Genomic DNA, 13635 nt, shown 5'->3' with positions numbered 1-13635 from the left:
AAGCCAATGGACTTGAAGCGCAATCAGATCACGGTGGGGGAGCTGCTGGACCACCCGGGGGCCCGGGCGGTGTTTCAGCGCCGTTTCCCCATGCTGATGAAGCACCCCATGCTGGGAGCGGCCCGCACCATCACCCTGGAGCAGATTTTGTCTGTGGCCCAGGCATACGTACCGCAGAAGAAGATCGACGAGACCCTCAGTGAACTCCGCCGGGCGTAGATGCAAAAAGGGCGGGAGCGGCACGTGGCCGCCCCCGCCCTGCTTTATGCCGGCCGGCGGCGGGGCAGGCGGGCATACCAGCGCAGGGAATTGGGGTCTCCGGTCCGGCGCAGGAGCCGGGCGGTGAGGAGCGTGTCCAGCGCCGTGGCCAGCACGGCTGGAGGGAATGCCCACAGCGGAATCCGCGCCGCCAGCCAGGCCGCCGCCGGATGAATCACATGGAGGACGAGCAGGGCCAGTACCCCCCAGAACAGGGCGAACAGAAGGCATACCCGTCCGCCCAGATTGAGGGGCAGGTGGGAGTAATCCCAAAAGGATACCCGAAAGACCTTTTCATAAAACAGCCCGGTCACATACTCCACCGCCGTGCACACCAGGGCGGCGGCGGGGAAGAGAAGGGGCAGGCTGTCCCGGACCAGAGGCGGCAGGAGGAGAATGGCCAATGCCCCCAGGCCGTACACCGGGCAGATGGGGAGTACCAGACGGCACTTCCGGTCCCGTTTGACTCCACCCACCAGGCGGACATAGGCCACCTCCACCAGAAAGCCGAGAAAACTGTAGATCAGAAAGTACCAAAACCACACCATAAAACCGCCCCGCTTCGTCCGTTTTTCATAGCATGAGGCGAAGCGGGAGAGATCATGTGATGCAGTTTTTAACAGGGCGGGGGGACTGACAAGGCGGAGGAGAAAAAAGTGTAAAAATTTGTCCGTTCTGCTCTTGCCCGGGCCGGGGGAAATATGATACGATAGAAAAAATTCAAAAGGGGAAATGAAGCGTCATGCGGCATCTGATCGACTTTGGAGACCTGACGAGGGCGGAGTGGGAGTCCCTGTACCAGCGGTGCAGTGATATTATGGACCACCCCGCCGATTTTATGGACGCCTGCCGTGGGCGGGTGATGGCCAGCCTGTTCTATGAGCCGTCCACCCGCACCAACTTTTCCTTTCAGACCGCCATGCTGCGGGTGGGGGGCACGGTGTTCGGCTTCGCCGACCCCAAGTCCACCTCCACCGCCAAGGGCGAGACCCTGAAGGACACCATCAAGATGGTGTCGGGCTATGCCGACGTGGTGGTGATGCGCAACCCCAAGGAGGGCGCGGCCAAGGCGGCCTCCCTGTACTCCGACGTGCCGGTGATCAACGCCGGCGACGGCGGCCACATGCACCCCACCCAGACCACTGCGGATCTCACCACCATCACCCGCCTGCGGGGCAAGGTGGACGGGCTGTCCGTGGGCCTGTGCGGCGATTTGAAGAACGGCCGCACGGTTCACTCCCTCATCAAGGCCCTGGCCAAGTTTGAGGGCATCAAGTTTTTCCTCATCGCCCCCCGTGAGCTGGCGGTGCCCGAGTACATGCGGGCCTTTATGCGGGAGCATGGCATGTGGTTCACCGAGGTCACCGGCCTGGAGGCCGTCATCCCTCAGTTGGATGTGCTCTACATGACCCGCATCCAGCGGGAGCGCTTCGTAGACCCCCTGGAGTACGAGCGCTGCAAGGGCGTCTACGTCCTCACCCGGCGGAAGCTGGACCGTGCGAAGAAGGAACTGCTGGTCATGCACCCCCTGCCCCGGGTGGATGAAATTGCCATCGACGTGGACGACGATCCCCGGGCGGTCTACTTCGAGCAGGCCCGCTACGGAATGTACGCCCGCATGGCCCTGCTCACCGATCTGGCCAACCAGGAGCGGGAAAAACCGGAGCCGGTGGAAATCGGCGTCAAGCCGGTGTGCTCCAACCCCAACTGCATCACCCAGACCGAGCACTACCTGCCTCCCCTGGTGAAGCAGAACGGCGGCGTGGACTGCTGCGCCTACTGCGACAAGGAACTGCGGTAAGGGGGGACAACCTCCACCGGACACGGGGATATCACGTTTTGCCTTGACTTTTTTCCCGATTTTGCATATACTAAATGCGATACACAGCGACGAAGGGAAGGAGTACCCGCGCGGGCGGTGCAGAGAGGGGCCGGATGGTGCAAGGCCCTCCGGCGGCGCGGGGAAGGTCGTCCCGGAGCTCCGGGCCTGAATACAGTAGGGCCCGGCGGGTTCTCCCGTTAGCGAGACAAGAGCGCCTCCATGGCTTCATGGGGGAATTCAGGTGGTACCGCGGACTTAAGGGTTCGCCCTGAGCAACAGGCTTGGGGCGGGCCCTTTTGCTTTGCCCCGAAAAGGAGTGTAACAGATGAAAAAAGAACTGCCCAAGGTCTATGAACCCCGGGAGGTGGAGGGCCGCGTCTATGAGATGTGGGAGAAGAACGGCTGCTTTGAGGGCCGCCGCGACCCGGACAAGCGCCCCTTCACCATCGTCATGCCGCCCCCCAACGTCACCGGCCAGCTCCACATGGGCCACGCCATGGACTGCACCCTCCAGGACATCCTGATCCGCTTCAAGCGGATGCAGGGCTATGCCGCCCTGTGGGTGCCCGGCACCGACCACGCCGGCATCGCCACCCAGATCAAGGTGGAGGAGGAGCTGCGCAAGAGCGAGGGCCTGACCCGCTACGATCTGGGCCGGGAGAAGTTCCTGGAGCGTGTGTGGGACTGGAAGCACAAGTTCGGCAACCGTATCGTGGAGCAGCAGAAGAAGCTGGGCGCCTCCTGTGACTGGAGCCGCGCCCGGTTCACCATGGACGAGGGCCTGTCCAACGCGGTGCGCCACGTGTTTGTGTCCCTCTACAACAAGGGCCTCATCTACAAGGGCAGCCGCATCATCAACTGGTGCCCCCACTGCGTCACCGCCCTGAGCGACGCGGAGGTGGAGTACAAGGAGAAGCCCGGCCACCTATGGCACATCCGCTACCCCATCGCCGGGGAGGAGGGCCGCTATGTGACCGTGGCCACCACTCGGCCGGAGACCATGCTGGGCGACACCGGCGTGGCGGTCAACCCCGAGGACGGCCGTTACCGGGACATTGTGGGGAAGAAGTGCATCCTGCCCCTGGTGAACAAGGAGATCCCCATCGTGGCCGACGCCTATGTGGACATGGAGTTCGGCACCGGCTGCGTGAAGATGACCCCCGCCCACGATCCCAACGACTTTGAGGTGGGCCTGCGCCACAACCTGGAGTCCATCCGTGTGCTGGACGACAACGGCAAGGTGGTGGAGGGCTACGGCCGCTACTCCGGCATGGACCGCTACGAGGCCCGCAAGGCCATCGTGGCCGATCTGGAGGAGGGCGGCTACCTGGTGAAGGTGGAGGAGCACACCCACAATGTGGGCACCTGCTACCGCTGCGGCACCGATGTGGAGCCCATCATCTCCGCCCAGTGGTTCGTGAAGATGGAGCCCCTGGCCCGCGAGGCCCTGCGGGTGGTCAACGACGGGGAGGTCAAGTTCGTCCCCGACCGCTTCTCCAAGATCTACACCAACTGGATGGAGAACGTCCACGACTGGTGCATCTCCCGCCAGCTCTGGTGGGGCCACCGCATCCCCGCCTGGACGTGCGAGGACTGCGGCGGGATGACCGTCAGCGAGACCGATCCCACCGAGTGCCAGCACTGCCACTCCACCCACATCCACCAGGAGGAGGACGTGCTGGACACCTGGTTCTCCTCCGCCCTGTGGCCCTTCTCCACCCTGGGCTGGCCCGACGAGAGCAGCGAGGACTTCAAGTACTTCTATCCCACCGATGTGCTGGTCACTGGCTACGACATCATCTTCTTCTGGGTGGCCCGGATGATCTTCTCCGCCTGCGAGCACACCGGAAAGCCCCCCTTCCACACCGTGTTTATCCACGGCCTGGTGCGGGACGACAAGGGCCGCAAGATGTCCAAGAGCCTGGGCAACGGCATCGACCCCCTGGAGATGGCCGACCAGTACGGCGCCGACGCCCTGCGCTTCAACCTGATCACCGGCAACTCCCCCGGAAACGACATGCGCTTCTACACCGAGCGGTGCGAGGCCATGCGCAACTTTGCCAACAAGATCTGGAACGCCAGCCGCTTCCTGATGATGAACCTGACCATCGACCGGTGCGAGCTGCCCGACCGGCTGGAGCTGGAGGACAAGTGGATCCTCTCCAAGCTCAACTCTGTCATCCCCGAGGTCACGGAGAACATGGAGCGCTACGAGCTGGGCGTGGCCGCCCAGAAGGTGTACGACTTCATCTGGGACTCCTACTGCGACTGGTATATCGAGCTGACCAAGACCCGCCTCCAGGGGGAGGACGAGGACAGCAAGCTCCGGGCCCAGCAGGTACTCTGCTACGTGCTCACCGAGACCCTCAAGCTGCTCCACCCCTTCATGCCCTTTATCACCGAGGAGATCTGGCAGGCCCTGCCCCACAGCGGCGATTACCTGATGCTCCAGCAGTGGCCGCAGCACCGGGCCGAGCTGGACTTCCCGGAGGAGGAGAAGGCCATGGAGCTGATCATGGACGCCATCCGGGGCGTGCGCGCCCGCCGCGCCGAGATGAACGTGCCCCCCTCCAAAAAGGCGCAGCTCACCGTCTCCACCCTGGAGCGGGCCGTCTTTGAGCAGGGGATTCCCTTCCTCAAGCGCCTGGCCTACGCCAGCGATGTGACCGTGGAGGGCGTGGCCGACGCGGGCAGCGACGACGCCATGACCGCCCAGGGCATGGTCACCGTCACCACCCACGCCGCCCGGCTGTTCATGCCCCTGGCCGAGCTGGTGGATCTGGAGAAGGAGAAGGCCCGCATTGAGAAGGAGCTCAAGAAGAACCGGGCCGAGCTGGACAAGCTGGAGGCCAAGCTGGGCAACCCCGGCTTTGTCAACAAGGCCCCCGCCCACGTGGTGGAGGCCGAGCAGGACCGGGCTGAAAAGCTCCGGGCCCTCCTGGCCAAACTGGAGGAATCCGCCGCTTCCATGGCGTAAACAGGATAAAAACGGAGAAATGCCGCCGCCCTCTTCGGCAGGCGGCATTTTCCGCGCGTTTTTGTTGCTTTTTGTAACACATCTGTAGTTGTAGAATGAGTCCCCAGCGGATAGAATAGATCAAACACAGGATAAAAACGGAAGGGGGGCCAAGCTCCATGAAAAAACTCATGCCGTTGCTGGCTCTTGTCATACTGCTGTCGGGCTGCTGGGGGTGCGTTCCGGCCAGCCCTGCGGAGAGCAGCGGCACGGCAGACCGGCCCACGCCTCCGGCTACCCAGACCATCCTGGACAGCCCCATTCCTTCGGCGGAGGCGAGCCCACCCCTGCGTACGCCAGCCCCCACGCCGGAGGAGGCGGAGCCCGTCCCCACACCCGTCCCACCTCCGACCCCGACCCCGGCTCCAACCTCCACCCCCGCGTCCGGGGCGGATGAGCCTGCGGACGAGGCCATCCTGGCGGCCTACGAGAAGGCGGAGGAGGCCTGGGGCTGGTTCGAGATTGCGCCCATGCCGCTGGACCGTGACGACCAGAGAACCGTGGGGGAGCAGGTCTACTGCCGGGTGGACTACCCGGGCATTAAAACCCTGGCGGATCTGCGGGGTTATTTGAAAAGCCTGTTTTCCGACGGGCTGGTGGAGGAGCTGCTCCCCGTGGACGGGACGCAGTATGTGGAGCTGGACGGCGCGCTCTACACCATCGACGGCGGCCGCGGCGCGGACATCACCAAGGGCGAAGAGACCGTCCAGGTACTCCGGGACGGTACGCCCGGCCGGTGCACCGTTCGGGTGACGGTGGAGGTGCTGGACCCGCAACAGGGATTTTCCGTGGTGGGGAGCGAGACCCACGATTTCCTCTACGAGCAGGTGGGGGAGCGGTGGATTTTTACCACCTTTTCAATGGTGCGATAAGGGATCGACGCAAATCGCATACCGGCTGTGCTATGATCGCAGTATACCAGATTTTGGTATGCTGCGTTTTTTTGTGTCAACAAGGAGGGACAAGCTATGGCAGTGACTTGTACCGGCGAGGGGCGGGTGCTCCGGGCCGCCATCAGCGGCGAGGTGGACCACCACCGGGCGAGGGCCATCATGGAGGAGCTGAGCCGCCAGATCGACCTGGAGCTGCCCCGGTCGCTCACCCTGGATCTGGAGGGCGTGACCTTTATGGACAGCTCGGGTATCGCGGTGCTGCTGCGGGCCTACCGCCGCCTGGGAGAGCTGGGCGGCGCGGTCAAGGTGGTCCATGTCCCCGCCCAGGCGGGCAAGGTGCTCCGGGCGGCAGGGCTGGACAAGCTCATGGAATTTGAATGACGGGAGGTTTACATAAGATGAAACCCATCAATGAGGCCGCGGTGACCTTTCTGAGCCGCTCGGCTAACGAGGGCTTTGCCCGCACGGCGGCGGCCTGCTTCGCGGCCCAACTGGACCCCACCCTGGACGAGGTGAACGACATCAAGACCGCCGTCAGCGAGGCGGTGACCAACTGCATCGTACACGCCTACCCCGACCGGCTGGGCAAGGTGTCCATGCGACTGCGGCTGTTTGAGGATAACACCCTGGAGATCCAGGTCAAGGACTGGGGGGTGGGCATTGCCGACGTGGAGCAGGCCCGCCAGCCCCTCTACACCACCGGAACCGAGGAGCGCAGCGGCATGGGCTTTACCATTATGGAGAGCTTTATGGACGCCGTGAAGGTGCGTTCCACCCCCGGCAAGGGCACCGTGGTCACCCTGCGGCGCAGGGTCTCCCGCCGGATGGGGGCGCCCGTGTGAGCGTAGCGGATACCCCCGCCCTGCTGGAGGAGGCCCGCCGAGGGGACAACGACGCCTGTGCCCGGCTGATCGAGGAGAACGCCGGACTGATCTGGAGCATCGTCCGCCGCTACTACGGCCGGGGAACCGACCCGGAGGATCTGTACCAGCTCGGGTGCCTGGGATTTCTGAAGGCGGTGCGGGGCTTTGACCCCGCCTTCGGCTGCCAGTTCTCCACCTACGCCGTGCCCAAGATTGCCGGGGAGATCCGCCGCTTCCTCCGGGACGACGGGGCGGTGAAGGTGAGCCGGGGACTGAAGGAGCGGGCGGGGGCCATCCGCTCCGCCCGGGAGCGCCTGTCCGCCCGCCTGGGCCGGGAGCCCGCCCTCTCCGAGCTGGCGGAGGAGACCGGACTGGAGCCGGAGGAGATCGCCGCCGCCGAGGAGGCAAACCTCCCAGTGGCCTCCCTCCAGATGGAGACGGGGGACGGCTTCACCCTGGAGAGCGTGCTGGGCACCGAGGGCATGGAGGAGGCCATCGTGGAGCGGGAGGCCCTGCGGGGAGCGGTGGCCGCCCTGCCCGAGAGGGAACGGCAGGTCATCCTGTTGCGCTACTTCCGGGGTATGACCCAGGATCGGACCGCCAAGGTGCTGGGAGTCTCCCAGGTGCAGGTCTCCCGCATCGAACGCAAGGCCGTGGAGCACCTGCGCCGCAAGCTGGAGTAGGGGCGGCCACAAGGGGAGCACCTACGCCGTGATACGTTGAGGCGGGCATCCCCCTAGCATAGGGGCCGACGCCCCAGGGCAGCCTCTCTTGACACTTTGGCGTAATTTGCCCTAGCCCATCGGCTTGCACTTCCGCAACCCTGTAGGGGCGGCCTTTATGGCCGCCCCCCGCGGGCGACCACAAGGGTCGCCCCTACGCCGTGATACGTTGAGGCGGGCGTCCCCCTAGCGTAGGGGCCGACGCCCCAGGGCGGCCTCTCTTGCCCCTCTAGGGCAATTCACCTTCTGCCCACATCGGCCCGTCTTGTGCCGGGCTGACGCACCTTCCATGTTGCAGTTTTTGACAACTGATTTCTTGTCATGCCTCCGGCGGGGCCTACTCTGTCGCGCCATACTAGAGTGTCGTCCCCTACGGCTCCGTATCCCAGAAGCGGCCAAGGCCGCCCAGCTCCAGGCCCAACTGGAGTCCCAGGCAAAAGGCGGCATCACGCTCCCAGACCGCAGCCAGATTGCAGCGGTCAAGCAAATCCAGCACCTCCTCGTTCAAAGCCTCCGAGTGGGAGGCTTTGAACGCCGCCCACTGTGCACGGCTGTCCCGCTCTGCCTCCTGATAAGGCGTGCAGTGGGACAGCTTTTCCTTTAGCAGAAGAAGCCCGGCCCAGTTTAGGATAGGAAAGAAAGAATTCATATCAGCACCTTCTAAATAGCTTATAGCTATATTATAGCAAAGTAAGAAAAAAGTCAATAGCTAAAAGCTATAGATGAAAAAGATATTGCTATTAGCTATAATAGGAGCAGGGAGTGATTGGAATGGATTACCGAACTCTGATAAGGGAAAAGAGAAAGGAAAAGGGACTGAGTCAGGAAAGGCTTGCAAAGCTGGTACAGGTGTCCCAGCCCTTCATTGCCGAAATTGAGAGTGGCCGGAAAAAGCCCTCAGTGGATGTGCTGATGCGCATTTGTGCGGTGCTGGATATTTCCCTGTTTGGCAGCGGGGAACCATAAGGTGGCTTTTCTCGTCCAAAGAGGGTATAATGGCAGATACCAAAACCAAAGACAAGGAAGTGGAGACCGGATGGCAGATATTCTGTATATCGTCGTCCCCTGCTATAACGAGGAAGAGGTGCTTCCCGAGACCTCCCGGCGGCTGCGGGCCAAGCTGGAAGGGCTGATGGCGGCGGGCAAAATCTCGGAGCGGAGCCGGGTGCTGTTTGTCAATGACGGCTCCAGGGACCGGACGTGGGAGCTCATCACCCGGCTGCATGGCGAGTGCCCCCTGTTCTGCGGGGCGGATCTCTCCCGCAACCGGGGGCACCAGAATGCGTTGCTGGCGGGGCTGATGACCGCAAAGGAGCGGTGTGACATGGCCATCTCCATGGACGCCGACCTCCAGGACGACATTGACGCGGTGGACGCCATGGTGGAGCAGTACTACGCCGGGTGCGACGTGGTCTACGGCGTGCGCTCCTCCCGGAAAAAGGACACCTTCTTCAAGCGCTTCACCGCCGAGGGCTTCTACCGGGTAATGAATTTCATGGGGGCGGAGACGGTGTTCAACCACGCCGACTACCGCCTCATGTCACGGCGGGCGCTGGAGGGGCTGGCCCAGTTCAGGGAGGTCAACCTGTTCCTGCGGGGCATCGTGCCCATGATCGGCTATCGCACCGGCACCGTGGAGTACGAGCGGGGGGAGCGGTTCGCCGGTGAGAGCAAATACCCCCTGAAAAAGATGCTCTCCTTCGCCATGGAGGGCATCACCTCCCTGTCCGTCAAGCCCATCCGCTACATTACCGGCCTGGGCTTCCTCATCTTTGCCGTCAGCATCCTCATGCTGATCTACTCCATCGTCCGCTGGGCCACGGGAGCCACCATCATTGGCTGGGCCAGCGTGATCTGCTCGGTGTGGGCCATCGGCGGACTGATCCTCCTCTCCCTGGGGGTCATCGGGGAGTACATCGGGAAGATCTATCTGGAGACCAAGGGACGCCCCCGTTTCCTGCTCCGCGAGGTACTGGAGGATGCGCATGGCGAAAAAGCTGATTGACAAGAGCATCCCCAGGTTCCTGCTGGTGGGGGTGGGGAACACCCTGCTGTCCATGGCCCTCATGTTCCTGCTAGAGGGGCTGGGCTACTGGCCCTCCACCGCCATCGCCTATGTGGCCGGGGCGGTGATGAGCTTCTTCCTCAACCGCCACTTCACCTTCCACAGCGAGGAGACCCTGGGCCGCTCGGCGGTGAAGTTCGCCGTCAACGTGGCGGTGTGCTATGTGGTGGGCTACGGCCTGGCCCGGTTGATCGTGGGCGGGCCGCCCCCCCTGACTGCCGTCCCGGCGGTGTGGTGGGAGCGGTTCTCCAAGCTGGTGGGCATGGGGCTCTACACCGCCCTCAACTACTTCGGACAGCGGTTTTTTGCATTCCGTAAGAAGAATTCGTAAGGCGGGGATGCCCCGCCGCTGGAAAAGGAGGTTTTCATGAAACGGTTCCTGTCAATCCTACTGGCCCTGGAGCTGGCCCTCACCCTGGGCATTCCCGCCCTGGCGGCGGAGCACCAGGCCGGGGACACCTACATCCGCATCCTGGGCAGCAGCGGCGCGCGGACGGTGGGCGTCCGCACCACCTACGGAGCGTATCGGCAGACGGCAGACGGCGCGGTGTACCGGGACGACCGGTATGAGTTTGTCTACACCGACGACGGGGTGAGCTGGGTCTCCGCCGGGGCGGCGGAGAGCAGCCTGGGCAGCGGCATGTACGACGGGACGCAGTTCCTGGCCGGCCCCTTCGGGAGCGAGCGGCCCACTTGGCGCTCCGCCGACGGGGTGCACTGGACGGCCCTCACGCCGGAGGAGCAGGATACCGCGCCGGCCATCCAGCGGGGCCGGTCGTCGCTGAACGGCCTCACCTTCACCCTGCGGGGCGGCCGGGAGCTCTGGGTGATGGACGGACAGGGGCGGGCCGTGGAGCTGACGGCGGACTTTTCCTCCTTCCTGGCCAGCTACGACATGGCGGATGTGCAGGCCTATCCGGTGCCCCAGGGCATCCGGGTGGAGGTCTACAGCCGGTATGGCTACGAGACCGGCGCGTCCCACACCTATCCGGCGGCGGAGTTGAAGCAGCGCCTGGCCGCTGCCCAGCCCGGGGCCTTCCGGCCCGAGCTGCTGCGGGTGGCGGGCAATGGGAAGCTCCTGTTGGGACAGGCCCGGTCCGGCGCCGACGGGATGGAGAACCTTTACACAACCGACGGCCTCACCTGGAAAACGGCGGAGGGGATGCCGGCGGGCAGGCTGCTACCCTACAACGGCAAGAGCTTTGTAGTGGTCAGCGAGGAACAGGCGGGGGTGTACGCCTCGGAGGACGGCCTGACCTGGAAGAGCCTGGAGGGCACCCCCTTCCAGCCGGAGCGGGAGGCGGTACTGGCCGACTACACCTTCCTTTGGACGGGGACGGAGTACATCTCCTGCCGCACGGTGGAGGAGCCTTACGGCCCCCATGGCGCCCGGGGGGACTGGACCAGCGCCTGGAACACCAGGGTGTGCTTTGCGGATGAGAATTTCCAGCTCATCGGCTCTCACGACTTCGGAGCCAATGTCACCGGTGTGGGCTGGGCGGACGGAGTCTATTACGCCCAGGCCGGCGGGACGGTCTACTCCTCCGCCGACCGGACGCACTGGACGGCCACTACGCTGACCTCCATTCCGGCGGCCCCGGCGGCGGCTCCCTATACCCTCCGTGTAACTGGAACCCAGGTAGAGGCGGCCCCGGCGGGCAGCAGCCAGTTTGTCCCCCTGTTTACCGCCCCCTCTGAGGGCCTGCGGGCTATCCTGCGGCGTGGGGAGAGCGTCTATGCCGTAGAATTGGTGGATGCCGGCGGCCGGACAGAGGACGTTCAGGTGTTTACGGCCGCCCAAATGGCGGCGAAGTTCTCCAAAGAGTTGCGGGTCACGGTAGACGGCAAGCCGGTGACCTTCCCCATCTCCCTCTATCAGGTGAGCGGCTGCACGATGGCCCCTCTGCGGCCGCTGGCCCAGGCTCTGGGCTATACCTTTGACTATGACGGCTCTTCCAGGACGGCGGTATGCGCCCGGGGGACGGACACCATTTCTGTGCGTGCGGGCAGCACCCAGGCCACCGTCAACGGCAAGACCACCAACTGGCTGGCGGTGCCCGCCGAGCTGCGCGGTGGCATATTCTGTGTACCCGTCCGATTCTTTGCCGAGGCGGCGGGGGCGGATGTGACCTGGGATGCGGCGGGGCAGACCTTCTACCTCACCACAGCAATTCAGGAGGGGTAAACATGAGACGGCGTGCAATTTCGGCGCTGGCTGCCGCCCTGGCGTTGGTTCTCACCCTAGTCACTCCCGCGCTGGCGGCGGGGCGGCCCAATTGGGACGGCCCCCTGGGGGCCATGGCGGGCCCGGTGGTGTGCGAGACCGGAAGGGACTATGTGCTGTACTACACCATCATAGGCGGCGTGTACCGCTCCGCAGATGGGGTGACGTGGACGGAGCTGGATCGCCAGTGGGCGAGTGCTGGCTGGGCCTACGGCACCGGTGTAAACGGACTGGCCCACAAGGAGTTCCAGTTTCTGTGGACGGGCAGTGAGTACATGATGCGCCAGAGTCTGCTGGACGATCCCCGGGAGGACACCCACCAGCAATATGGGGACAGTCCCCGCAACAACTGGGTCACCCTTTTGGACGAGGACTTCTGTATCATCGGCGCCAAGGCGTTTGACGGCCCGGTCACCGATATCCGGTACGCGGGGGGCACCTACTACGCCACCGTGGACGGGGTGGAGCACGCCTTCACCCGGACCGACTGGGAGCCGGGCCGGGAGGGCGGCGTCTACTACAGCGGCACGGCCTGGTACAAGCAGGAGAATCAGCGTAAGCCCGTGGAGGTGACCAGCTATCTTATCCGGGAGCAGCCCGGAAACAACGGCCCCTTTGGGCTGGCGGTCTCCACAGACGGCTACTCCTGGCTGCCGCTGGAGACCAAGCTGACCCCGGACATGATGCGCCTGTCCGAGACCGGGGGAGGAGCCGTGGTCTACTACAGCCCGTACGACGGTTCGCTGTACTACTATGACTACAGGGGCAGCCGTTTTGCAGGGGCCTGTACCGCCGGATGGGTGGAGGCCGACCTGGGCTTTGACCCCGCCGAGGGCGTTGGAACGGCCTGGGTGGACTATACCTTCCGCTGGACAGGGGACGGCTATCTTATGTGTCAGTCTGTCACCGGCCGGGGGATGATGGGTACCGGCGCAGACCGGTTCAGCCCGAACAACAACAAGGTCATTTTCTTGGATCGCAGCTTCCACCGGACGGGGGAGCACGACTTCGGCGCACCGGTGGAGAACGTGGCCTGTGTGGACGGGGTGTGCTATGCGCTGGTGGACGGAACCGTCTGGCAAAGCGCTGACCGGGAGCAATGGACGGCCACCAGCCTGACCGTCCTGCCGGAGGCGGCCCCCCAGATAGATCTGGGATGGCGCATCAAGGATTGCCCGGTGGACGGCCAGACCGACGGTTCGCTGGTCTACCGGGTGGCGGATGGGAAGCTGCTGGCCTCCGGCGACGGGGTGTATTTCACGGCCCTGTGTCCCTGGAGCTCCACGGGGGTGGAACTCCATTCAGGGGGCGGCACGGTGGTAACTGGTGTGGGGACGGATGACGTTCTGGCAGTGGACTCGGAGGAGGTCCGGGGGCTCTGCGCCGCATGCTTCGGCGAGTTTCCCACCTATGTGGCTCTGGACGGGGAATATTTCTCCCTGACCGATATGCCCCTGCGCAGCACAGCAGGGTGCACCATGGCCCCGATGCGGGAGCTGGCGGTCTGGATGGGATATTATGACTTCTCCTACGATGCGGCCACCGGGACGGCGGTGTGCAAAAATGGGACGCAGGCCATCACCGTCCGGGTGGGCAGCACCCAGGGCCAGGTGTCCGGGCGCGGCCCGGTCTCCATGGCGGTGCCGCCTGAGCTGGTGGGGTGGAAGCTCTATGTCCCGGTGCGCTTTATGGTGGACGCCGCGGGGCTGGAGGACGTGTGGGACGCGGAGGAAAACACCCTCTGGATTACCACCCCCGAACAGACGTAAAAA

14 protein-coding genes and 1 other annotated feature are annotated in these 13635 nt (G+C 64.2%); of the genes, 12 read left to right on the top strand and 2 right to left on the bottom strand.

All coding sequences use genetic code 11. The features are described from left to right. Window positions 1-6 precede the first annotated feature (6 nt). Window positions 7-219 carry a hypothetical protein gene (locus tag ACESY8_RS02235; protein ID WP_007495894.1) on the top strand — a complete coding sequence of 71 codons (213 nt, stop codon included), beginning with the start codon at window positions 7-9 and terminating at the stop codon, window positions 217-219. A gap of 44 nt (window positions 220-263) precedes the next feature. On the opposite strand, the gene ACESY8_RS02230 is transcribed toward ACESY8_RS02235, so the two are convergent. Then, a complete protein-coding gene (locus ACESY8_RS02230) occupies window positions 264-806 on the bottom strand; it encodes a putative ABC transporter permease (RefSeq protein WP_009259278.1) in 543 nt (180 codons plus the stop codon). A 194-nt stretch (window positions 807-1000) separates the two neighbouring features. On the opposite strand from ACESY8_RS02230, the gene pyrB reads away from it, so the two are divergent. From pyrB to ACESY8_RS02200, 6 genes are all read left to right on the top strand, one after another. Further along, the gene (gene pyrB, locus ACESY8_RS02225) at window positions 1001-2059 is read left to right on the top strand and encodes an aspartate carbamoyltransferase (RefSeq protein WP_007495890.1); all 1059 of its coding nucleotides are present in this window, start codon (window positions 1001-1003) and stop codon (window positions 2057-2059) included. Window positions 2060-2139: 80 nt separating this feature from the next. Further along, window positions 2140-2354, top strand: a binding site (T-box leader). 51 nt (window positions 2355-2405) lie between these two features. After that, window positions 2406-5057: a valine--tRNA ligase gene (locus ACESY8_RS02220; RefSeq protein ID WP_369847969.1), complete on the top strand. Its 2652-nt coding sequence runs from the start codon at window positions 2406-2408 to the stop codon at window positions 5055-5057. 158 nt (window positions 5058-5215) lie between these two features. Then, complete coding sequence (locus ACESY8_RS02215) at window positions 5216-5968, top strand: hypothetical protein (protein WP_087360190.1); 753 nt, start codon at window positions 5216-5218, stop codon at window positions 5966-5968. 96 nt (window positions 5969-6064) lie between these two features. Next, the gene (locus ACESY8_RS02210) at window positions 6065-6370 is read left to right on the top strand and encodes an STAS domain-containing protein (protein WP_007495883.1); all 306 of its coding nucleotides are present in this window, start codon (window positions 6065-6067) and stop codon (window positions 6368-6370) included. A 17-nt stretch (window positions 6371-6387) separates the two neighbouring features. Further along, the gene (gene spoIIAB / locus ACESY8_RS02205; RefSeq protein WP_009259275.1) at window positions 6388-6831 is read left to right on the top strand and encodes an anti-sigma F factor; all 444 of its coding nucleotides are present in this window, start codon (window positions 6388-6390) and stop codon (window positions 6829-6831) included. After that, the gene (locus ACESY8_RS02200) at window positions 6828-7535 is read left to right on the top strand and encodes a sigma-70 family RNA polymerase sigma factor (protein ID WP_007495881.1); all 708 of its coding nucleotides are present in this window, start codon (window positions 6828-6830) and stop codon (window positions 7533-7535) included. The genes spoIIAB and ACESY8_RS02200 overlap by 4 nt, the downstream gene beginning before the upstream one ends. 409 nt (window positions 7536-7944) lie before the next feature. On the opposite strand, the gene ACESY8_RS02195 is transcribed toward ACESY8_RS02200, so the two are convergent. Then, window positions 7945-8223: a hypothetical protein gene (locus ACESY8_RS02195; protein ID WP_054338513.1), complete on the bottom strand. Its 279-nt coding sequence runs from the start codon at window positions 8221-8223 to the stop codon at window positions 7945-7947. Between the two features lie 122 nt (window positions 8224-8345). Here ACESY8_RS02195 and ACESY8_RS02190 point away from each other — a divergent pair, with 122 nt between their 5' ends. The 5 genes from ACESY8_RS02190 (at window position 8346) to ACESY8_RS02170 (ending at window position 13632) form a co-directional block, all read left to right on the top strand. After that, the gene (locus tag ACESY8_RS02190; protein WP_021630908.1) at window positions 8346-8540 is read left to right on the top strand and encodes a helix-turn-helix domain-containing protein; all 195 of its coding nucleotides are present in this window, start codon (window positions 8346-8348) and stop codon (window positions 8538-8540) included. Window positions 8541-8610: 70 nt separating this feature from the next. Next, window positions 8611-9579 (top strand): glycosyltransferase family 2 protein, encoded by a 969-nt coding sequence (locus tag ACESY8_RS02185; protein WP_044941899.1) that lies wholly within the window; start codon window positions 8611-8613, stop codon window positions 9577-9579. Continuing rightward, window positions 9560-9970, top strand: a complete 411-nt coding sequence (locus tag ACESY8_RS02180; protein WP_226907624.1) for a GtrA family protein — start codon at window positions 9560-9562, stop codon at window positions 9968-9970. The genes ACESY8_RS02185 and ACESY8_RS02180 overlap by 20 nt, the downstream gene beginning before the upstream one ends. 36 nt (window positions 9971-10006) lie before the next feature. Beyond that, window positions 10007-11824 carry a copper amine oxidase N-terminal domain-containing protein gene (locus tag ACESY8_RS02175; RefSeq protein WP_243427665.1) on the top strand — a complete coding sequence of 606 codons (1818 nt, stop codon included), beginning with the start codon at window positions 10007-10009 and terminating at the stop codon, window positions 11822-11824. Between the two features lie 2 nt (window positions 11825-11826). Continuing rightward, window positions 11827-13632 carry a copper amine oxidase N-terminal domain-containing protein gene (locus tag ACESY8_RS02170; protein ID WP_054338514.1) on the top strand — a complete coding sequence of 602 codons (1806 nt, stop codon included), beginning with the start codon at window positions 11827-11829 and terminating at the stop codon, window positions 13630-13632. Window positions 13633-13635 lie beyond the last annotated feature (3 nt).

This window comes from Clostridium sp. ATCC BAA-442 (assembly GCF_964239415.1).
In the GTDB taxonomy this organism is placed as follows: domain Bacteria; phylum Bacillota; class Clostridia; order Oscillospirales; family Oscillospiraceae; genus Flavonifractor; species Flavonifractor plautii.
Note: the sequence above shows the minus strand (reverse complement) of the source record. Positions and strands in the feature narration are given on the sequence as shown.